The 20,996-nt window shown below is 73.8% G+C and carries 21 protein-coding genes; 8 read left to right on the top strand and 13 right to left on the bottom strand.

Features of this window, described 5'->3' with window-relative positions; genetic code table 11:
* Window positions 1-150: 150 nt before the first annotated feature.
* The 4 genes from AB0958_RS31265 to AB0958_RS31280 form a co-directional block, all read right to left on the bottom strand.
* Window positions 151-1,407, bottom strand: coding sequence for an RNA polymerase sigma factor (locus AB0958_RS31265; RefSeq protein ID WP_366893836.1), 1,257 nt, complete (start codon window positions 1,405-1,407; stop codon window positions 151-153).
* A 7-nt stretch (window positions 1,408-1,414) separates the two neighbouring features.
* Window positions 1,415-1,756 carry a YciI family protein gene (locus AB0958_RS31270; RefSeq protein WP_366893837.1) on the bottom strand — a complete coding sequence of 114 codons (342 nt, stop codon included), beginning with the start codon at window positions 1,754-1,756 and terminating at the stop codon, window positions 1,415-1,417.
* A complete protein-coding gene (locus AB0958_RS31275; protein ID WP_366893838.1) occupies window positions 1,753-2,499 on the bottom strand; it encodes a nuclear transport factor 2 family protein in 747 nt (248 codons plus the stop codon). The genes AB0958_RS31270 and AB0958_RS31275 overlap by 4 nt, the downstream gene beginning before the upstream one ends.
* 97 nt (window positions 2,500-2,596) lie before the next feature.
* Window positions 2,597-3,928, bottom strand: coding sequence for an FAD-binding protein (locus AB0958_RS31280; RefSeq protein ID WP_366893839.1), 1,332 nt, complete (start codon window positions 3,926-3,928; stop codon window positions 2,597-2,599).
* A 255-nt stretch (window positions 3,929-4,183) separates the two neighbouring features.
* Between AB0958_RS31280 and AB0958_RS31285 the strand changes: the two genes are divergently transcribed.
* From AB0958_RS31285 to hypE, 8 genes are all read left to right on the top strand, one after another.
* The gene (locus tag AB0958_RS31285) at window positions 4,184-5,437 is read left to right on the top strand and encodes an acyltransferase family protein (protein ID WP_366893862.1); all 1,254 of its coding nucleotides are present in this window, start codon (window positions 4,184-4,186) and stop codon (window positions 5,435-5,437) included.
* A gap of 20 nt (window positions 5,438-5,457) precedes the next feature.
* The gene (locus AB0958_RS31290) at window positions 5,458-7,128 is read left to right on the top strand and encodes a hydrogenase maturation protein (RefSeq protein ID WP_366893840.1); all 1,671 of its coding nucleotides are present in this window, start codon (window positions 5,458-5,460) and stop codon (window positions 7,126-7,128) included.
* Window positions 7,125-7,706, top strand: a complete 582-nt coding sequence (locus tag AB0958_RS31295) for a hydrogenase maturation protease (RefSeq protein ID WP_366893841.1) — start codon at window positions 7,125-7,127, stop codon at window positions 7,704-7,706. The genes AB0958_RS31290 and AB0958_RS31295 overlap by 4 nt, the downstream gene beginning before the upstream one ends.
* A 106-nt stretch (window positions 7,707-7,812) precedes the next feature.
* Window positions 7,813-8,535: a hydrogenase nickel incorporation protein HypB gene (gene hypB, locus AB0958_RS31300; protein WP_366893842.1), complete on the top strand. Its 723-nt coding sequence runs from the start codon at window positions 7,813-7,815 to the stop codon at window positions 8,533-8,535.
* Window positions 8,532-10,892 (top strand): carbamoyltransferase HypF, encoded by a 2,361-nt coding sequence (hypF, locus tag AB0958_RS31305; protein WP_366893843.1) that lies wholly within the window; start codon window positions 8,532-8,534, stop codon window positions 10,890-10,892. The genes hypB and hypF overlap by 4 nt, the downstream gene beginning before the upstream one ends.
* A gap of 3 nt (window positions 10,893-10,895) precedes the next feature.
* Window positions 10,896-11,186: a HypC/HybG/HupF family hydrogenase formation chaperone gene (locus AB0958_RS31310; protein ID WP_360515972.1), complete on the top strand. Its 291-nt coding sequence runs from the start codon at window positions 10,896-10,898 to the stop codon at window positions 11,184-11,186.
* Window positions 11,183-12,310: a hydrogenase formation protein HypD gene (gene hypD / locus AB0958_RS31315; protein WP_366893844.1), complete on the top strand. Its 1,128-nt coding sequence runs from the start codon at window positions 11,183-11,185 to the stop codon at window positions 12,308-12,310. The genes AB0958_RS31310 and hypD overlap by 4 nt, the downstream gene beginning before the upstream one ends.
* 67 nt (window positions 12,311-12,377) lie before the next feature.
* Window positions 12,378-13,367: a hydrogenase expression/formation protein HypE gene (gene hypE / locus AB0958_RS31320; protein WP_366893863.1), complete on the top strand. Its 990-nt coding sequence runs from the start codon at window positions 12,378-12,380 to the stop codon at window positions 13,365-13,367.
* Window positions 13,368-13,416: 49 nt separating this feature from the next.
* Here the strand turns inward: hypE and hypA are convergent, their stop codons facing one another.
* From hypA to AB0958_RS31365, 9 genes are all read right to left on the bottom strand, one after another.
* Window positions 13,417-13,755, bottom strand: coding sequence for a hydrogenase maturation nickel metallochaperone HypA (gene hypA / locus AB0958_RS31325; protein WP_366893845.1), 339 nt, complete (start codon window positions 13,753-13,755; stop codon window positions 13,417-13,419).
* A 7-nt stretch (window positions 13,756-13,762) separates the two neighbouring features.
* Window positions 13,763-13,939, bottom strand: coding sequence for a hypothetical protein (locus tag AB0958_RS31330; protein ID WP_366893846.1), 177 nt, complete (start codon window positions 13,937-13,939; stop codon window positions 13,763-13,765).
* 44 nt (window positions 13,940-13,983) lie between these two features.
* A complete protein-coding gene (locus AB0958_RS31335) occupies window positions 13,984-14,190 on the bottom strand; it encodes a hypothetical protein (protein ID WP_358980723.1) in 207 nt (68 codons plus the stop codon).
* A gap of 15 nt (window positions 14,191-14,205) precedes the next feature.
* On the bottom strand, window positions 14,206-14,808 hold the full coding sequence (locus AB0958_RS31340; protein ID WP_366893847.1) for a DUF5947 family protein: 603 nt from the start codon (window positions 14,806-14,808) through the stop codon (window positions 14,206-14,208).
* Window positions 14,805-15,356: a NifU family protein gene (locus tag AB0958_RS31345; protein ID WP_366893848.1), complete on the bottom strand. Its 552-nt coding sequence runs from the start codon at window positions 15,354-15,356 to the stop codon at window positions 14,805-14,807. Before AB0958_RS31345 ends, AB0958_RS31340 begins: the two co-directional genes overlap by 4 nt.
* Complete coding sequence (locus AB0958_RS31350; RefSeq protein ID WP_366893849.1) at window positions 15,349-17,139, bottom strand: nickel-dependent hydrogenase large subunit; 1,791 nt, start codon at window positions 17,137-17,139, stop codon at window positions 15,349-15,351. The genes AB0958_RS31345 and AB0958_RS31350 overlap by 8 nt, the downstream gene beginning before the upstream one ends.
* A 69-nt stretch (window positions 17,140-17,208) precedes the next feature.
* The gene (locus AB0958_RS31355) at window positions 17,209-18,297 is read right to left on the bottom strand and encodes a hydrogenase expression protein HypE (protein ID WP_366893850.1); all 1,089 of its coding nucleotides are present in this window, start codon (window positions 18,295-18,297) and stop codon (window positions 17,209-17,211) included.
* 3 nt (window positions 18,298-18,300) lie between these two features.
* Entirely contained in the window at window positions 18,301-19,971 is a 1,671-nt protein-coding gene (locus AB0958_RS31360) for a hypothetical protein (protein WP_366893851.1), read from the bottom strand.
* A gap of 123 nt (window positions 19,972-20,094) precedes the next feature.
* On the bottom strand, window positions 20,095-20,910 hold the full coding sequence (locus AB0958_RS31365; RefSeq protein ID WP_366893852.1) for a maleylpyruvate isomerase family mycothiol-dependent enzyme: 816 nt from the start codon (window positions 20,908-20,910) through the stop codon (window positions 20,095-20,097).
* Window positions 20,911-20,996: the final 86 nt, after the last annotated feature.

Genomic DNA, 20,996 nt, shown 5'->3' on the forward strand with positions numbered 1-20,996 from the left:
ACCCGCGGACGTTGCACTCGCCGCATGACCCCAGCAAGCCCCAATCACCCCAAACCCGACGGGGGTGCCTTGACGAAGGACATAGAGGCACCCCCCCGCCGACCGCCGCGTCCACGGTGGGGGCAGCCCCCGCTGGGACCTGCCTCCCGGCTACATCGACCGGCACTGTGCGAGCCGCTTCTCCAGGAACCTGCGTTCCGCGGCGTTCTCCACCGACTCCAGCGCCCGTTCGTACGCTTCGGCCGCCTCCCGGACCCGCCCCGCGCGCCGCAGCAGATCCGCGCGGGTGGCCGGCAGCAGGTGGTAACCGGCCAGTTCGCCCTCCGCCTCCAGTTCCGCCACCAGGGCGAGCCCGGCCTCGGTGCCCTCGGCCATGCCCACCGCGACCGCGCGGTTGAGCCGGACCACGGCCGAGGGCACGAACCGCAGGAGTTCGCCGTACAGCCCCGCGACGTCGGCCCAGTCGGTGTCGGCGGCGGTCGCCGCGGTGGCGTGACACGCCGCGACGGCCGCCTGGATCTGGTACGGACCGGGGTGGCCGCGGCGCAGGGCGCCCTCCAGGAGCGCCACGCCCTCGTCGATCTCGGCCCGGTCCCACGCCGTGCGGTCCTGGTCCTCCAGGGTCACCAGGTCGCCGGCCGCGTCCACCCGGGTCTCCCGGCGGGCGTCGTGCAGCAGCAGAAGCGCCAGCAGACCGGTGACCTCCGGTTCGTCGGGCATCAACCGGGCCAGCAGCCGGGCCAGCCGGACCGCTTCGGCGCACAGCCCGGCACGGATCAGGTCGGTGCCGCCGCTGGCCGTGTACCCCTCGTTGAACAGCAGGTACAACACGCCGAGGACGCCCGTGGTGCGTTCGGGCAGCAGGTGCGCGGGAGGCACCCGGTACGGGATCCCGGCGTTGCGGATCTTCCGCTTGGCCCGCACCAGGCGCTGCGCCATCGTCGCCTCCGGGACCAGGAAGGCGCGCGCGAGCTCGGGCGTGGTGAGCCCGGCGAGGGTGCGCAGGGTGAGCGCGACCCGCGCCTCGACGGGCAGGGCGGGATGGCAGCAGGTGAAGATCAGCCGCAGTCGGTCGTCCGCCACCCCGCTGTCGTCCCCGTCGTGATCGGGGTCGTACGGCCCCTCGTCCCGCGCCACCGCCGCCTCCCGCAGCTTCGCCGCCCCCACCGCCTCCCGGCGCAGCACGTCCAGGGCGCGGTTGCGGGCGGTCGTGGTGAGCCAGGCCCCGGGGCGGCGCGGCACTCCGTCGCGCCGCCACCGCTCCAGGGCCTGGGCGAAGGCGTCCTGCGCGCACTCCTCGGCGAGGTCCCAGTCGCCGGTCACCCGGATCAGGGTGGCGACGATCTGGGCCCACTCCTCGCGGAAGGCGGCCAAGACGGCCTCCTCGACCTCGTCCAGGGGACTCACTCGGCGTTCACTCCCAGACCGGCCGTACCTCCACCGAGCCGCCGGCGAGCGCGGCGGGGTGCCGGGAGGCGAGCGCGACGGCCTCGTCGAGGTCGGCGACCTCGATGATGTCGATGCCCGCGACGTACTCCTTGGTCTCGGCGAACGGCCCGTCGCTCAGCAGCACCTCGTCGCCCCGCACGCGCACGGTGGTGGCGTCGGCGGCGGGCCGCAGCCGCGCGCCGCCCTTGACGACGTCACGGCTGCGGACCTCCTGGATGTACGAGGTGAAGCGCGGGTCCTCGGCGATCTCGGCGGGGCTGAGCTCCGTGCCGCCGACCGGGGTGCAGATGAACAGCACGTACTTCATGACCGCTCCTTCCGGTCCGCGCCGCCGAGCGGGACCGAGACGTGCTCGTGGGCGATGACCCAGCCGAAGCCGGTGTCCCGGTAGCCGGTGGTGACCCGGAAGAGCCGGTCCAGGGGCTCCCCGGTCACGCGGGTGCCGTGGATCCGGACGAGGGCGTGGCTGAAGCAGCTGCCCTCCCCGGGACGCACCGTGAGCCGGCGCACCTCGCGGTGCACGGACCCCGTGAGGGCGGCGAACCACGCCTCGGCCTGCTTGCGGACCTCGGCGATCCCCGACCGCCCTTCGGCGTCGGCAGGCCCGAAGACCTCCGCGTCGGGCGCGTAGCAGGCCGTCAGCCGGTCGACGTCCCGCTCGCGCGCGGCCGCGGTCAGCTCGGCGTCGATCCGGCGGACCGCCGTCCCGGCGTCCTCCATCGGGCCCTCGTCCCAGAACGGCCGCACCTCCAGCGCTCCGACGGTGGCCACCGGATGCCCGGCGGCGATGCGTACCGCCTCCTCCAGGCTGTCGCAGTCGACGACGTCGAACCCGGCGACGTACTCCTTCGTCTCCGCGAACGGTCCGTCGGTCCGCAGCACCTCCCCGTCCCGCACCCGCACGGTGACCGCCGTGTCCGGCAGCCGCAGCCGGTGCCCGTACAGGCGGGTCCCGCGGCGCACGCCGTGCTCCTCCACCCAGGGTTCGACCGGCGCCATCGCGGAGGCGTCGGCGGTGTCGTCGCCGCAGACCAGCAGCATGTACTTCATCGGTTCCTCCCGGTGCTCGAAAGCTTCCTACACCCCACCGACGAACGGCGCCGGGCGCAATCGACACCACGCCCGAAGGAAATCCCCGAGCGGTTCCCTACGCCGGCGCCCACATCCCGTGGCCCCGGCCCAGGACGCCGTGCGGGTCGTGGACGCTCTTGGCCTCGGCCAGCGTCTCCCACCGGCTGCCGTAGTGCTCCCGCCAGTCCGCGGGGGACATCGGCAGCGCGTTGACCGGGTAGGCGACGGCACCCTTCGCCCGCGCGTACTCGTACGCCGTGCGGTTGGCGGCCACCATGGGGCCGGCCGTGCCGGGGGCCGCCGTGCGCAGCAGGGCGAACAGGAGGACGACCTCCCCTCGCGGGCGGCGGAACAGCGGCGCACGCAGGGTGCCGGTGAGCAGGGGGTAGAGCAGGACCAGGCCGTTCTCGCGCAGGTCCTGGAAAGCGGGGTCGGCGAGGACACCGGTCACCACGGACGCGGCGGTGTCCTCGGGGAGCAGCAGGTTCAGCCAGGGGTGCGGGTACAGCCACTCACCGGTCGTCCGCAGGATCTCCTCGTCGGTGGCGACCCGGTTCGCGAACTCGGCGTAGCCGAGGTCCTCGGTCTCGGCCGAGTCGAAGGACAGACCGCGCAGGAGGGTGCCGTCGTCGGGGGCGCTCGCGCCCCGGTGGGCGGCCACCGCCTCGATCATGTGGGTCCAGCCGCCGGGGGCGGGGCGGACCTGGCCCTCCAGATGGGCGAAGCGCCGGTCCCTGGCCAGCAGGCGCTGGTCGGACAGGTAGCCGTCCAGGCCGGGGTAGTACAGGCAGTACCGGCGGACCCGGTCGGGCGCGGGGGACAGGCGCAGGGTGGCCCGGACGATCACGGCCACCTGGCCGAGACCCGCCAGGACCGCGTGGAAGAGGGCGCCGTGCCGGTCCGGCGAGCAGACCACGTGCTCCCCGGCCCCGGTCACCACCTCCAGCTCCAGCACCGAGTCCGCCACCAGCCCGTGCCGGTGACTCGCGCCGCCGAGACCGCCCGCGCTCAGCACACCGCCGACGCCCGCGCCCAGGTAGTCGGTGAGGACGGGCGGGGTGAGCCCGTACGGAAGGGTCGCCGCGAGCACGTCCCGCCACAGCGCCCCCGCCCGTACCTCGACCCGGTCGCCGGTGACCGGTCCGACGGCGTTCAGCTCACCCAGGTCGAGGACGATCCCGCCCGCTGCCTGTCCCTGCCCGTACAGGGAGTGGCCGCCGGACCGCGCCGCCACCGGGATCCCGTGCCGGCCGGCGTACGCCAGCGCGTCCCCGATCGCGGCGGCGGACCGGGGCCGCAGCACGCCCAGCGGCGGGGAGTGCACGAGACCTCCGAAGTCCGCCGCCGCTTCCCGGAGCGTCTCCGGGCGGGTGTCCAGCAGTTCCACGAATCCGGCGGAGGCAGACACGACACGATCCGACGACGTCACGCGGCACGCTCCCAGAAGGCATCGGTCGACAGTGGCGGCACCCATTCTCGCGGCGGGGGCTTCGCACGGGCGCCGTTTCCCGCAATGCCGCCCGGCGCGACGGAGGGTTTACTCCGGCGAATCCCGGAGAGCAGCGTCTGCGGAACGGTGCCACCCGTGCCGGGCCCGGCGCCTGTCCGTCCCGCCCCCCCACTCGCTCCTCGGAGCGCACGTTCATGTGAGAGGTGTTCTGGTCTGTCCGGCCCCCGCGAGCCAGCAACCCCAGCCGCCGACGCGCCACCCACGAGCCCCGCGCACCGGCCGACGGCCCCACCGCCCACCCCGCCCGCGGCCCCCGGCAGCGCCGCGTCGGTAGCCCGGGGCGGCCCGTCGGCCCCCGGCGACCGCCCCTCGGCCCCCGGCGACCGCCCGTCGGCCGCTCGGGGCAAGCGTGACGCCTACTTCGACAACGCGAAGTACCTGGCGATCGTGCTCGTGGCCGTCGGGCACGCCTGGGAGCCGCTGCGCTCGGACAGCCGTACCGTCACCGCGCTCTACACGTTCGTGTACGCCTTCCACATGCCGGCGTTCATCATCGTCTCCGGCTACTTCTCCCGCGGCTTCGACGCGAGCCCGGCCCGCGTCAGGCGGCTGGTCACCGGCGTCGTCGTGCCCTATGTCGTCTTCGAGGTCGCCTACACCCTCTTCACCCGGTGGAGCGACCACGCCCCGGACCGGGAGATCAGCCTCCTGAACCCGCTGTACCTGACCTGGTTCCTGGCGGCCCTGTTCATCTGGCGGCTGACGACCCCGATCTGGCGCCTGCTGCGCTGGCCGCTGCCCGTCGCGCTCGCCGTCGCGACGCTGGCGAGCGTCTCGTCGTCCATCGGCGGCGACCTCGACCTCCAGCGGGTGCTCCAGTTCCTGCCCTACTTCGTGCTCGGCCTGGCCCTGCGGCCCGAGCACTTCGGCCTGCTGCGCCGGTGGAGCGTGCGGCTGTGCGCCCTACCCGTGGCCGCGGCGGCCCTCGCCGTCGCGTACTGGTCGGTGCCACACCTGGGCTACCGCTGGTTCTTCCACCGGGACAGCGCCCAGCAGCTCGGCGTGCCCGCCTGGTACGGGCCGGTGATGACCTTCGCCACCTTCGGCTGCTCCCTGGTGCTGGTGGCCTGCTTCCTGGCCTGGGTACCGGGCCGCCGCACCTGGTTCACCGCTCTCGGGGCCGGCACGCTCTACGGCTACCTGCTGCACGGCTTCGTCGCGCAGGCCGCCAAGCCCGCCCACTGGTACGACCCGTCCTGGATGCACGGACCGCTCGGCGCGGTCACGGTGACGCTCGTCGCCGCCGTCGTGGTGACGCTGCTGTGCACCCCTCCGGTGCGCCGGGTCTTCCGGTGCGTGATGGAGCCCAGGATGCGGTGGGCGTTCCGGACCGGGGACGGCCAGGACGGCCGAGTGGCCCAGGGCGGCGGGCGAAACGCCGCGCGGGTCCTTCCCGGGAGCCGTTGAAGCGGCGAACATGCCGCACCATGGACATTCTGCTCATCGCCAGCGCGTTCAACAGCCTGTCCCAGCGGATCCACGCCGAACTGACCGACCTCGGCCACCGCGTGGACCTCGCCCTGGCGGCCCGCGGCGCGGACGCCGTCCGCGCCGCCGTCCGCGAACGGCGCCCGGAGCTGATCATCGCGCCGATGCTCAAGACGGCCCTGCCCGACGACGTCTGGCAGCGGCACACCTGCCTCATCGTGCACCCGGGACCGCTCGGCGACCGGGGCCCCTCCTCCCTCGACTGGGCGATCGCCGAGCAGGCCCCCACCTGGGGGGTGACCGTCCTGCAGGCCGAGGCCGCGATGGACGCGGGCGCCGTCTGGGCGAGCGAGCCGTTCGAGGTGGCGCCGGTCGGCAAGAGCGACCTCTATCGCAACGAGGCCGCCGACGCCGCCGTCACCGCCGTCCACCGGGCCGTACGACGGTACGCGGACGGCTCGTACAAGCCGCTGCCGCAGAGTGATCCGGCGATCCGCTCCCGGGTGGTCTGGCGTGACGTCTTCCCACAGGAGCGGCGGCGGATCGACTGGACGGCCGACGACACGGACACGGTGGTGCGCAAGCTGCGCGGGGCGGACTCGCAGCCGGGGGTGCTGGACGAGATCCGCGGCCGGGAGGTGTTCCTGCACGGCGGCCACCCCGAGGGCGAACTGCGCGGCGTCCCCGGCGACTTGCTGGCGACCCGGGCGGGTGCGGTGTGCCGGGCCACCCGCGACGGCGCCGTCTGGATCCCGGAGCTGCGCCCCCGCAGGAACTCCGGCGACCCGGCCCCCTTCCGCCGCCCCGCCGCCGACGTCCTCGCCGACCCGGCGCTCCCCGAGAGCCCCGCCCCGCTGGAACCGGCCCCGGACCGCCGCACCTGGAGCGACATCCGCTACCGGCAGCACGGCGACGTCGGACTCGTCACCTTCTCCTTCCCGGGCGGCGCCATGAGCACCGACCACTGCCGAAGGCTGCTCGCCGCCTATGAGTACGCCCTGGCCCGGCCCACCCGGGTCCTCGTGCTCGGTGGCCGGCGCGACTTCTTCTCCAACGGCATCCACCTGAACGTCATCGAGGCCGCCCCCGACCCGGCCGTGGAGTCCTGGGCCAACCTCAACGCCATGGACGACCTCGCCGAGGCCGTGCTGCGGACCACCGACCGGCTGGTGGTCGCCGCGCTCGGCGGCAACGCGGCGGCCGGCGGCGTCATGCTCGCCCTCGCCGCCGACGAGGTCTGGTGCCGTTCCGGCGCCGTCCTCAACCCGCACTACCGGCGGATGGGCCTGTACGGGTCGGAGTTCTGGACGTACTCGCTGCCCCGCCGGGCCGGAGCGGAGACCGCCCGGCGGCTCACCGAGGAGGCGCAGCCGGTGAGCGCCCCGACGGCCGCCCGGCTCGGGCTCGTCGACCGGCTGGTACCGGTGCCCGCCCAGGACTTCACCGCCGAGGTCGAGCGCCTGGCCGCCGCCCTCGCCGGCACCCCGGACCTCGACCGGCGGATCGCCGCCAAGGCCGAGGCCCGCCGGGCGGACGAGGAGGCCCGCCCGCTCGCCACCTACCGCGCGGAGGAGCTCGCCCGGATGCACGCCCTGTTCTTCGACCCCGAGGCCCCCTATCACGCCCTGCGTTCGGACTTCGTCCGCAAGGTCCCCGGCGGTGCGCGGTGACCCGGCTGCTGGTGGCCGGCGTCGGCAACATCTTCCTCGGCGACGACGCCTTCGGCCCGGAGGTGATCCGCGCCCTGGCCGACCGGCCGCTGCCGGCCGGGGTACGGGTGCGGGACTTCGGCATCCGGGGCATGGACCTCGCCTACGAACTGCTCGACGGCTGGACGGTCGCCGTCCTCGTGGACGCGGCGGCCCGCGGTGAACGCCCCGGCACCCTCTCCCTGGTCGAGCCCGAACCGCCCGCCGGGGCCCCGGCGGCCGCGCCCGAGGCACACGGCATGGACCCGGCGAAGGTGCTCGCCCTCGCCGCCCACCTCGGCGACGAACCGCTGCCCCGCGTCCTCGTCCTCGCCTGCGAACCGGGCGAGCTGCCGCGCGGCGACGAGGACATCGCCCCCGGTCTCACCGCGCCCGTGCGGGACGCGGTCGGCCAGGCGGTCGCCGCCCTGCACGCCCTCGTCCCGGCACTGCTCGCGGATCCGTCGGCGACGCCCGCGTTGGCCCGCCCGGAGGAATCCGCGCCCCCCGTCACGGCCGGTCGCCCGGCGACGGCCACCACGGGCGCGGAGGATCGCTGAGTACCGCCACGGGGCGAACCTCGCCCGCCGCGGCGCCGACGGACCGGGACGGAACCCACCGCTCCGCCGGTCCTTCCCACCCCAGCGACCGAGGAGCGGACCGCCCATGTGTCAGTCGGAGGAGGTCACCCGGGCCGTCCTGGCCAGGAACGACGGCCTGGCCGCGAGCCTGCGCGACGACCTGACCGCCCGCGGGGTGAGCGTGCTGAACCTGCTCTCCAGCCCCGGCAGCGGCAAGACCGAACTGCTCGGCCGGGTGCTGGCGCGGGCGCTGGAGCGGGACGTCCCCGTCGCCGCCTTCACCGCCGATCTCGCGACCGAGAACGACGCGACGCGCCTGGCCCGCTCGGGGGCTCCGGTGAAGCAGCTGCTCACCGACGGGCTGTGCCATCTGGAGGCCCGTCAGGTCCGCGGCCACCTGGAGGGCTGGCTGCCGCCGGACACCGCGCTGCTGTTCGTGGAGAACGTCGGCAACCTCGTCTGCCCCGCCTCCTACGACCTCGGCGAACACCTGCGGATCGTGCTGATGGCGGTCACCGAGGGCGAGGACAAGCCCGTGAAGTACCCCACCGCCTTCGGCTCCGCGCACCTGGTGGTGCTCACCAAGACCGACCTCGCGGGACCGGCCGGATTCGACGGGGCCGCCTTCGCCGACCAGGTACGGCGGGTCAACCCCGGGGTGGAGATCGTCCCCACCTGCGCCCGCACCGGTGAGGGCGTCGACACACTGCTCGACCGGGTGCTCGCCGTCCGGGACGGCGCCCCCGCGCACCGGCCGCCGCTCGCCCCGCACCCGCACGGCCACAGCCACGCCCCGACCGCCTCGTGACCGCGCCCACCACCACGGCGGCCGTCCGCCGGCGCATCACGGTACGCGGGACCGTGCAGGGCGTCGGCTTCCGCCCCTACGTCCACCGGCTGGCCGCCGGCCTCGGCCTCTCCGGCTTCGTCGGCAACACGGCGCACGGGGTGTTCATCGAGGTCGAGGGCGCGGCGGCGGACGTCGAGCGGTTCTGCGGGCGGCTCGCGGCCGAGGCGCCGCCGCTCGCCACCGTGACCGCCGTGGGTGTCGAGGAGCTGCCCGCCACCGGCACGGACCCCGGCTTCACGATCCGGGCCACCGAGCGGTCCGCCCCCGGCCGCACCCTGCTCCCGCCCGACACCGCGACCTGCGCCGACTGCCTGCGCGAACTCGCCGACCCGGCCGACCGCCGCCATCGGCACCCGTTCATCACCTGCACCCACTGCGGCCCCAGGTTCACCATCGCCACCGGGATGCCCTACGACCGCGCGGTCACCACCATGGCCGCCTTCCCCATGTGCCCCGCGTGCACCCGGGAGTACGAGGCCCCGGCCGACCGCCGCTTCCACGCCCAGCCCGTGGCCTGTCCCGACTGCGGTCCCCGGCTGCGCCTGGTGCCCGCCGCGGGGAGCGGAGGGAGAGCGGCTCGCGACGGTGACGCCCTCTCACACGCGCGAGAACTGCTCGCCGCCGGGCGGATCCTCGCCGTCAAGGGGATCGGCGGCTACCACCTGGCCTGCGACGCCTCCGCCGCCCACGCCGTCGACACCCTGCGCACCCGCAAGGCGCGCGGCGACAAGCCGTTCGCCGTGATGTGCGCGGACCTCGCCGAGGCCGAACGGATCGCCGAGATCGGCCCGGCCGAGCGCGCCGCCCTCACCAGCCCCCGCCGCCCCATCGTCCTCCTGCGCCCCAGGCGGGGCGTCAGGCTCGCGCCGGGCGTCTGCCCGGGCAGCCCGCACCTCGGCGTGATGCTGCCCTACACCCCCGTCCACACCCTCCTGCTCGGCCTGCCCGGCGACCCGCCCGGCCCCCGCGTCCTCGTCATGACCAGCGGCAACCGCTCGGGCGAGCCCATCGCCACGGACGACGACGAGGCGCTGACCCGGCTGTTCGGGCTGGCCGACGCCTGGCTCGCGCACGACCGGCCCATCGCCTCGCCCTGCGACGACTCCCTGCTGCGGATCCGCGCCGACGGCACCGAACAGGTCCTGCGCCGCTCCCGCGGATACGCGCCACGCCCGCTCCGGCTGCCGGTGCCGGTGCGGCCCGCGCTCGCGGTGGGCGGTGACCTGAAGAACGCGCTCTGCCTCGGCGAAGGCGACCTCGCCTGGTTCGGCCCGCACATCGGCGACATGGGCGACCTGGCCACCCTGGAGGCCGCCGCCGCGGCGGAACGGCAGTTGCGCCGACTGACCGGGGTCCGCCCCGAACTGGTCGCCGCCGACCGCCACCCCGGCTACCACTCGTCCGCCTGGGCCCGCCGCCGCGGCGCGCGACTCCCCTCTCCCAAGCCGGTGTTCGTGCAGCACCACCACGCACACATCGCCTCCGTCATGGCCCAGGCGGGTTTGGACGGCACCACCCCCGTCATCGGCGTCGCCTTCGACGGCACCGGCTACGGCGACGACGGCACCGTCTGGGGCGGCGAGGTGCTCGTCGCCGACTACACCGGCTACCGCCGCCTCGCCCACCTCGCCCCGGCCCCGCTGCCCGGCGGGGACGCCGGGGTGGCCAACCCGTGCCGGACGGCGCTGGCCCGGTTGTGGGCGGCCGGCCTGCCGTGGGACCCGGACCTGCCCAGCGTGTCCGCCTGCACGGCCGAGGAACTCAGGGTGCTGGAACACCAGGTGCCGAGCGGGGTCGGCTGCGCGACCACGTCGAGCATGGGCCGGCTCTTCGACGCGGTGTCGTCCCTCGCGGGCGTGTGCCACCGCGCGGGCTACGAGGCCCAGGCCGCCCTGGAGCTGGAGGCCCAGGCCTGCCTGGCCTGGGACCTGGACACCGCCGCGTACCCGTTCGGCGACCGCTTCGACCCGGCCCCCGCCCTGCGCGCGCTCCTCACCGACCTGCGGCGCGGCACCCCGGTGCCGGTGATCGCGGCCCGCTTCCACCGGGGCGTCGCCCACGCCGTCGCCGCCGTCTGCCGACGGGCCCGCCGGGACACCGGACTGGACACCGTCGCCCTCACCGGCGGGGTCTTCGCCAACGCGCTGCTGGAGAGCGCGAGCGCCGAACTGCTCCGCGACGACGGCTTCACGGTTCTCCTGCACGGCGAGGTCCCGCCGAACGACGGCGGGCTGGCGCTCGGGCAGCTGATGGTCGCGGCCCACGAACGGCCCGGCCACGAGGGACGGACAACAGCCCGCTACGAGACGGAGTGACCCATGTGTTTGGCAGTGCCCGGCAGGGTTGTGAGCATCGACGACACCGCCGATCCGCTCACCGGCCTCATCGACTTCGGCGGGGTGCAGAAACAGGCGTGCCTGGAGTACGTGTCCGACGTGCGGGTGGGGGAGTACGTGATCGTCCACGTCGGCTTCGCCCTGCAGCGGCTCGACGAGGAGTCCGCCCTGGCCTCCCTCAAGCTCTTCGAGGAACTCGGCCTCCTGGAGGAGGAGTTCGGCGACGCCTGGCGGCAGGCCGCCCAGCAGGCCGAGGGGAGCGAGGCCCGGTGAAGTACCTCGACGAGTTCAACGACCCGCAGCTGGCGCGCCGGCTGCTGGACGAGATCCGCGCCACCGCCACCCGGCCCTGGGCCCTGATGGAGGTGTGCGGCGGTCAGACCCACTCCATCATCCGGCACGGCATCGACCAACTCCTGCCCAAGGAGGTCGAGTTGATTCACGGGCCGGGCTGCCCGGTCTGTGTGACGCCGCTGGAGTGCATCGACAAGGCGCTGGAGATCGCCGGCCGCCCCGACGTGATCTTCTGCTCGTTCGGCGACATGCTCCGGGTGCCCGGCACCGACCGGGACCTGTTCCGCGTCAAGGGCGAGGGCGGTGACGTCCGGGTGGTGTACTCCCCGCTCGACGCGCTCCACCTGGCCGTCCGCCACCCGCAGAAGCAGGTCGTCTTCTTCGCCATCGGCTTCGAGACCACCGCCCCCGCCAACGCCATGGCGGTCCACCAGGCCAAGCGGCTCGGCCTGACCAACTTCAGCCTCCTGGTCTCCCACGTCCGGGTCCCCCCGGCCATCGAGGCCATCATGACCGCGCCCGGCTGCCGGGTGCAGGGCTTCCTGGCCGCCGGGCACGTGTGCAGCGTGATGGGCATGACCGAGTACCCGGAGCTGGCCGAGCGGTACCGGGTCCCCGTCGTCGTCACCGGCTTCGAACCGCTCGACATCCTGGAGGGCATCCGGCGTACCGTCCGCCAGCTGGAGAACGGCGAGCACCGGGTGGAGAACGCCTACCCGCGGGCCGTGCGCGAGGCCGGCAACCCGGCCGCCGTCCGCATGATCGAGGAGGTCTTCGAGGTCACCGACCGCTCCTGGCGAGGCATCGGCCGGATCCCCGGCAGCGGCTGGCGGCTCAGCGAGGCCTACCGGGCCTACGACGCCGAACACCGCTTCGACGTCACCGGCATCCGCACCGAGGAACCCGCCGAATGCCGGGCCGGCGAGGTCCTCCAGGGGCTCATCAAGCCCACGGACTGCGCGGCCTTCGGCACCACCTGCACCCCCCGCACCCCGCTCGGCGCCACCATGGTCTCCAGCGAGGGCGCCTGCGCCGCCTACTACCTGTACCGCCGGATGTCCCAACCTGCGCCCGCGCGCGAGGAGATGAACCCCGTTGGCTGAACAGACCGTGGTCGACCCCGCGAACTGGAGCTGTCCCGCGCCCATCCGGGACCAGCCGGTGGTGGTGATGGGCCACGGCGGGGGCGGCGCGCTCTCCGCCGAACTGATCGAGCAGGTCTTCGCCCCCGCCTACGGCAACGCCCTGCTCGCCGGCCTGACCGACTCGGCCGTCCTGCACCTCGGCGGCGCCCGGCTGGCCCTGTCCACCGACTCCTACGTCGTACGGCCGCTGTTCTTCCCGGGCGGCTGCCTCGGCGACCTCGCCGTCAACGGCACCGTCAACGACCTGGCGATGAGCGGTGCCCGGCCCGCCTACCTCTCCGCCGCCTTCGTCCTGGAGGAGGGCGTGGCACTGTCCGTCGTGGAACGCGTCGCGCGGGCCATGGGCGCGGCGGCCGAGACGGCCGGGGTCACCATCGCCACCGGTGACACCAAGGTCGTCGAGGCCGGGCACGGGGACGGGGTGTACGTCACCACCGCCGGGGTCGGACTGGTCCCCGAGCGGGTGGACATCCGGCCGCAGCGGGCCAGGCCCGGGGACGCCGTCATCGTCAGCGGCCCGATCGGCCTGCACGGCGTCGCCGTGCTGAGCGTGCGCGAGGGGCTGGAGTTCGGCGTCGAGATCGCCAGCGACACCGCTCCGCTGGCCGACCTGGTGGCGACCATGCTGGACGTCACCCCGGAGATCCACGTCCTGCGCGACCCCACCCGGGGCGGTCTGGCCGCCTCCCTCAACGAGATCGCCCGCGCCTCCGGGACCGGGGTGCGGCTCAGCGAGCGCGCCGTCCCCGTGCCGGACGCGGTCGCCAACGCCTGCGGCTTCCTCGGCCTGGACCCGCTCTACGTGGCCAACGAGGGCCGCCTCGTGGCCTTCGTACCGCCCGCCGACGCCGAGGCCGTGCTGGCGGCGATGCGCGCCCACCCGCAGGGAGCGGGCGCCGTGATCATCGGGGAGTGCGTCGCCGAGCACCCCGGGATGGTGGTCGTGGCCACCGGCCTGGGCGGCACCCGGGTCGTGGACCTGCCGCTCGGGGAGCAACTGCCCCGCATCTGCTGACAGGTCCGCCGACGGAAGACCCCGCCCGCGCCCCCGAGCGCCGGCGGGGTCATTCGACGGCGGTGATCTCCAGTTCCCGGCCGCTGCGCAGCTCCGTGGTGGGCCGGTCGCAGCGCGGGCACCAGAAGAACGGCGGCATGCCCACCGCGAACTCCTCGGCGCACGGCCCGCACCAGGCCACCGCGGGCACCTCGTCCACCACCAGCCGGGCACCCGCGACGGCGGTGCCGTCGCGGGCCACCTCGAAGGCGAAGTCCAGGGCGTCGGGGACGACCCCGGACAGTTCGCCGACCCGGACGGTCACCGCGGTCACGCGGTCCGCGCCGTCCGCCCGGGCCCAGGCGTCGGCCTGCTCCACGATCGCGGTCGCGATCGACAGTTCGTGCACGTCCGGCTCACGGATACCGGCGACGGGCGCGCAGGCCCCCGGCGATGCGCCAGATCTTCATCTCGCGCATCATGCTGGGCATCTCGGTGACGAACAGCGCCAGGACCAGCGCGCCCACCACCGCGATCTCCGCGGTCAGCACCCGCTGGGCAGCCGTCCCTGTCCTTCTTCCTCTGGTCTTCACGTGGGGAACTCCCTGTTCTCTCAGGTCCGGTCCGGGGGTCCGGTTCATCCGGGCGGGATGTTCGGCATGACGTCCAGGAGGGCGTCGTGGCGCTTCCAGTGGATGTTGGTCGAGCGCCGCGCGTCGGCGGTGCCGTCCTGGTGGTGTCCGGTCTGCTTCTTGTAGGGGCCCTCGTTGCCCTGGTGCATGCCGGGCACGTGGGACGGGGTGTCGGGCCGCGCCTGGGGGCGGCCGACTCTGATGTTGCCCATGGTGTTCTCTCCTTCCTAGGACCGTTCGGTGAGCTCCTCGAAGAAACGCGCCACGGCCGGCCACATCCGGCCGCCGCCGGACAGGCCCCGCCATTCCCGGCGCACCACGGCGAGCATGCGGTAGCAGTCGTCGACCGGTGCGATCCAGTGGTGGTCGAGGCCGTGCACGGTGTTGACCAGCAGGGCCTCGACATCGGGGGTCAGACCGGCCAGGGGCGGGCAGCCGGCGACCGCCCGCCGCCAGGCCGCCGCGTCCACCTCCCAGCGCATGGCACCCGCCGGGCTCGGCCCCTGGGCGGTGACCGAGCCGTCGGCGCGCGGTACGAAGAAGACCAGGCCGACCGGGACCCCGAGGGCCGCCGTGTCCACCTTCCCCAGGCGGACCCGGCGGGTCGGGATCAGCCGGAACTGCCCGTCGCCGGTGCCCTGGCGGCCGTCGGCGAACAGCACCGAGCAGGGCCGGCAGGCGCAGCGGACCTGGTCCTGACCGGTGTCGTAGAGGTGCGGATGGTCCGCGGCCACCGGGGCGGCGCACAGGTCGCACTCCTCCGTCGGTGCCGTCGGCCGGTGGTCGGCGGCGGAACGGATGAGGCGGGCCAGGGCTCCGTCGACGGTCACCGTGCCTCCTGCGGCCGGCGCAGGGAGTCCAGGGGGACGAAGGCGGGCGCCGGGGCCTCGGCCACCGGCTCCACGCCGGCCAGCTCCGGGGCCGCGGCGAGCACGGCCTCCCGGACCGCGTCGGTCACCTCCGTGGTACCTCCGCCGCACCCCGAGCCGCAACCGCCGCCCGAGGCCAGCCGCACCCGGCCCACCTCGCCCTCCGTCCCGGCCCACTCGACGTCGCCGCCGCGCTCCCGCACCGCCGGGCGCAGCCGCTCCACCGCGCGGGCGGCCCGGCGCTCGGGCGCCTCGGGGTGGATGTCGTGCAGCACCAGGAGGTGGTCGAGGAGCTCGTCGTCGGCGAGCGAGGCGGCCAGCGGCGCGTCCGCCCGGTCGAGGACGCGCGCGAGCGCCTCGCCGTAGACCTCGATGAGCAGACGTACCGCCTCCACGGCCGAGCGGCCGGCCGGCCCCTGGGCGGTCTCCAGGCCCTCCAGGAGGGTGTCGAGGCGCGCCAGCCGGGCCTCGACCGCCGGGCCGTCGAGCCGCCCGACGGCCTCAGCCATGGTTCGCCCCGTACGTCGGCGAGTGCGTCACGGTCAGGGTTTTCCCCTTGCCGGTGTACATGTGGACGCCGCACGGCAGACAGGGGTCGAAGCTGCGGACGGTGCGCATGATGTCGACGCCCTTGAAGTCGTCCGGGCCGTTCTCCTCGAAGATCGGCTGGCCCATCACGGCGTCCTCGTAGGGGCCGGGGGTGCCGAACTTGTCGCGGGGGCTGGCGTTCCACGGGGTCGGCGGGTAGGGGTGGTAGTTGGCGATCTTCTTGTCCTTGATCACCAGGTGGTGGGAGAGGACCCCGCGCACGGCCTCGTGGAAACCGCAGCCGATCGCCTCGTCCGGGACCTCGAAGTCCTCGAACACCTTGGTGTCGCCGGAGCGCACCAGACCCATCGCCTCGTCCAGGAACTGCAGGGCCATGGCCGCCGCGTAGGCGACGAAGTACGGCCGGGCGCGGTCCCGTTCGAGGGTGTTGGACCACTTGGGGATCTTCCACTCCAGGGTGGTCTCCGGCAGGGACTCGCCCTTGGGCAGCGAGATCCGCACGCTGTGCCCGGTGGCCTTGATGTACGGCGTGTCGACGAGGCCGCTCAGCGCGGTCGACCAGAGCCGGGCCAGCGGCCCGCCGCCGGTGTCGAGGGCGAGGTGGTCGCCGGTGCGCCGGTCGAACCAGCGCGGGCTCATCACCCAGCTGTAGTTGCCCTCGAAGTCCCGCTTCTGCGGCACCGGGAGGGTCGTCTGGTTCCACGGGTGGCGCATGTCGACGGGGTTGCCCAGCGGGTCGTGGGTGACGAACGGGTCCTCGTTGACCCAGTCCTCGTAGAACGAGGAGCCCAGCATGATTCGCAGGCCGAGGTTGATGTCGACCAAGTTGTTGGTGACCAGTTCACCGTCGACCACGATGCCCGGGGTGACGTACATCGCCCTGCCCCAGCGGTTCATGTTCTCGTACCGGTAGTCGACCACCTTCGGGTCCTGCCAGGCGCCCCAACAGCCCAGGAGAATACGGCGGTTGCCGACCTCCTCGTAGCCGGGCAGCGCCTCGTAGAAGAAGTCGAAGACGTCGTCGTTCATGGCGACGGCCTTCTTCACGAAGTCGATGACGTGCATCAGCCGGCTGAGGTAGTCGGTGAACACCGTCGGCTGCGGCATGGTGCCGACACCGCCCGGATAGAGCGTGGAGGGGTGCACGTGGCGGCCCTCCATGAGACAGAACATCTCGCGGGTGGTCCGGGAGACCTTCAGGGCCTCCTTGTAGACCTCGCCCTCGAAGGGGTTGAAGGCCTTCATGATGTCCGCGATGGTCCGGTACCCGTGGATGTCACCGCGCGGCGCGGCGGTCTTCTGCGCGCGGGCCAGGACGCTCGGGTTCGTGGCCTTGACCATCTGCTCGCAGAAGTCCACGAAGACCAGGTTGTCCTGGAAGATCGTGTGGTCGAACATGTACTCGGCCGCTTCGCCGAGGTTCACGATGTGCTCGGCGAGCGGCGGCGGCTTCACGCCGTACGCCATCTGCTGGGCGTAGTCGGAGCAGGTGGTGTGGTTGTCGCCGCAGATGCCGCAGATGCGGGAGGTGATGAAGCCCGCGTCGCGCGGGTCCTTCCCCTTCATGAAGACGGAGTAGCCGCGGAAGAGGGAGGAGGTGCTGTGACACTCCACCACCTCCCGGTTGGCGAAGTCGATCTTCGTGTAGATGCCCAGGTTTCCGATGATCCGGGTGATCGGATCCCAGGACATGTCCACGATCTGCGCGGGCTTGCGCCCTTTCTGCCGGGCCTCGGTTGTCATCGGCGTTCGCTGACCTTTGCTGTGGGGGACTGGGGTGGGGGGATTCGCCGTGGCGGGAGCCGTGACGCGTCAGGGGCGCCAGCGCGGGGCGTACCCGCTGGTGAGCTTGCGCTTGTTGTGGCGCCACTTGGGTTCGTGGTTGACCAGTTCGTTGGTGAAGCCGCGCAGCCGGCGGATGACCGCGCCGTACGGCTTGATGGCCAGCGAGGAGAGGGTGCCGCCGGGCGGCTCGTCCATGAACGGCATGAACGCGTCCGGGAAGCCCGGCATGGTGCAGCCGATGCAGATGCCGCCGACGTTCGGGCAGCCGCCGATCCCGGCCATCCAGCCCCGCTTGGGCACGTTGCAGTTCACGACTGGGCCCCAGCAGCCGGTCTTGACCAGGCACTTGGGCGAGTTGTAGTCCGTCGCGAAGGTGGCCTGCTCGTAGTAGGCGGCGCGGTCGCAGCCCTCGTGGACCGTCTTCCCGAACAGCCACTGCGGACGCAGCATGTGGTCCAGCGGTGGCGGGGGAGCGGTGCCGGCGGCGTGGTAGAGCACCCAGACCAGGGTCTCCATGAAGTTCTCCGGCTGGACCGGGCAGCCGGGGATGTTCACCACGGGCAGTCCGCCCTGGGACCGGTAGTCCCAGCCCAGGTAGTCCGCGAGGCCCATGGAACCGGTCGGGTTGCCGGCCATCGCGTGGATGCCGCCGAAGGTGGCGCAGGTGCCGATCGCCACGACCGCCCACGCCTTGGGCGCCAGTTGGTCGATCCAGGTGTTGATGGTCTGCGGCTGGCCCGTCTCCGGGTCGTTGCCGAACGAGGTCCAGTAGCCGTCGCCCTCGATGATGTTCTGGTTCGGGATCGACCCCTCGATGACGAGGATGAACGGTTCCAGTTCGCCCCGCGCCGCCGCCCGGTAGGGCGCGAGGAAGTCCTCGCCGCCCAGGCTCGGCGAGAGCACCTTGTTGACCAGGTTGACCTTGGGCAACCCCGGGATCAGGCCGAGGACCAGGTCCTCGATGGACGGCTGGTCGGCGGCCGTCACGGAGACGGTGTCGCCGTCACAGCTCATGCCCTCGGAGATCCACAGGATGGTGATCTCGTCGAACCCCTGGCGTTCCTCGGCTCGGCTCGGTTCGCCGCCGACGGCGGTGGTGCCGTTTGTGGTGCTCATGCGCTAGGCCTCCGATGGAGTGGGCCCCGGGGACGACGTGGTCGCCGTCTCTGGATCCGGGACGTCGGTGCCCCCGAGCGGCTCGACTTCGTCGGGCCGGAAGTAGTGGAAACGGCCGTACCAGCCGTGCAGTTCGGCCGCCGGGTCGTCGTCCACGGTGACGGCGAGCCGGGTGCTGCCGTCCACGTCGTGGAAGACGGCGGCCACGGTCGCGGTCCGGCCGGCCAGGAACATGTCCTGGGCGTCGGCACCCCGGCCCCGCGGACACAGCCGCACCGCCGAGCCACCCCCGACGCGCACACCGTCGACGAGGATCGTGTCGGTGGCGGGCGAGAAGCCTTCGTCGCCCCCCTCCTGCCACCACGCGGGGCGCGCACCGGGCCGCCCTTCGCCGTCCGTGGACTCGCTGTCCGTGTATTCGCCGTTCGGGTGTGCCGCGGTCCGGGTTCCGGTCGCCGGACGTGTGCCGGCGGCCGGTTCGGCGCTGGGCGGCGCACTGGCGCGCCCGGTGCCGGGGTGTTCGGCGGCGGGGTGGTCTGCGGCGGGGTGTTCGGTGCCGGGGCGGTCGCCCGCGGGGCTCAGTGAGCGGATCGCGCCGTGCAGGCGGCCGAGGACCTCCGGGGGCATGGAGTCCACCCGGTCGAGGATCTCGGCGGCCCTGGCGTCCGTGGCCCGGGCCTCCCGCTTCTCCTCGTCCGTCAGCAGCATCGTGCGCAGGGTGAGGATCTCGTCGATCTCACCGGCGTCGTGCAGGTCCCCGGGGCTCTCCGGGGCCACCTGCGGATGGTCGGGCAGGATGATCGGCGAGGAGAGCAGCAGGGGGGAGACCGCGCCGTCCGCGGGGGAGCCGGCCGGGGGCGGGCCGCCGAGCACCGGGAAGGTGAAGTCGTTGCGGCAGCTCCGGGCCGCCTCCTCGAGATCCGGGCCCGGGTCGATCAGGGAGACGAACTCCGCGCCGTCCGCACCGAGAAGGGTGTGGGTGGCGATCAAGGCGTGGCGCAGGGCCCGGTCCCGGGCAGCGCGCGGCTCCGCCGTACGGCCCTCGTTCGCGGTGCGCACCCGCACCCGCAGCACCTCCCCGCCGAGCCGCTCGGCCACCAGCGTGGTGCTCGCCCGCACCTCCTCGCGACGCCGCACGACCCGCCCGGCACCCCCGGGGAGCGCCTGCGCTTCGGTACCGGCCGGGGCGCCCACCGCGAACGTGTGCTCACCCTCGGCCAGGGCCACGGTGAGGTCCGCCTCGCGTGGCACCGCCTCCTCGAAGGTCAGCTGCACGGTGCCGTCGTCGCACGTCAGCGACTCCACCGGCCGCCCGTCGGCGTCCTCGACCTGCTTGTGCTGCATCTGCAGGTAGCGCACCCGCAGCCGTAGGACCGCACCCGGGCGCCGCACCCGCACCAGGCACTCCGTCTGCTGGTACCAGGAGTCCGCCGAGCCCGACACGCCCGGGCTGACCGGCCCGTCCGCCTCCACCCAGGAACGGGGGAACAGGACCCCGAACTGCCAGCGGGCACGGTTCTTCGGCGAGGACCGCCGATAGGGGTAGAGCAGGTAGCCCTCGTAGAGGACGGCATCGGCGACGGCACTCATGCCCTCGAAGGCCGGCAGAGGACGGCCGGAGCCGTCCACCAGGGCAGTGCGGGACGCTCTGCCGTCGACCATTCCCTCGGCCATGCAGCCTCCTCGGATCCGTGCGCGCGCCCATACCTTCCACCACCGTCACATCGGTCACGCCTGCCCGCCTCTTCTGGCTGAGCGGCGTTGCGCCGGTCGGGGGATGCCGGGGCGGCGGCCCGGTCAGGGGGCGACGAAGAGGGCGGGGAAGCGGGGCGCGAGCCAGGGGCGGCGGCCGTGGGCGAGCACCTGGCCCTTCGCCATCGCCGCCCACGGGTTGCGGCGGCCGAGGGCGATGAGCAGGAAGGCGACGGGTTCGACGACGATCGTGCAGTCCGGGCGGTCCAGCGGCTCTGCCGTCACCCGTACGGCACCGTCGGCGACGGTGACACCGAAGGCGCCGCCGCCGCCGCGCAGCCGGACGGAGTAACGCGCGGTCAGCCCCGCGACGGCCGCGCCGTCCGCCACGATCGGCATGGCCCACAGCAGGAACGGCAGGCACCAGGTGATCCGGTCGGGGTCGAGCATGTCCGGGAGCCCCAGGGTGCGGGCGATGTCGTAGCCGTGGCCCAGCATGTGCGTGAGCAGGTAGGAGCCCAGGACGGAGCGGTCCATCGGGCCGAGCGGGGTGACGGGCGCCGGACCGTCGGCCGCCGCGCGCAGGGCGTCGGCGCAGCGTCCGGCCTGCTCGCTGATCATCGTCGCGAGCGGCCCGGGCCGGCGCTCCTCGAACGCGGCCAGCGACTCGGCGTTGGCCGCCGCCAGGCTCTGCGGCGTGCCGTCGCCGTAGGGGCGTTCCCGGTTCTCCGCGAGGTCGGCCATCACAGCGTTGGCCAGCGCCAGATGGGCCGCGGCCTCACCGAGCGTCCACGTGGATCCGGGTACGGCGAGCCCCGGGTCGCGTGCGGTGCCCAGCACCACCGCGATGTCGTCGGCGCTCTGCCGTATCGCCCGCTCGAGCCCTTCGGACAGCGCCCCTCGGACGTCCTGCCGTGCCACCTGGTCCACCCGATTGCCCCCTGCTCCGTCGCGCGGTACCCAATCAGACGTACGGACGTTACGACAACCCCCCTCGCGCCCGACGC

Origin of the sequence: Streptomyces sp. NPDC006655, assembly GCF_040703965.1 — a bacterium.
In the GTDB taxonomy this organism is placed as follows: domain Bacteria; phylum Actinomycetota; class Actinomycetes; order Streptomycetales; family Streptomycetaceae; genus Streptomyces.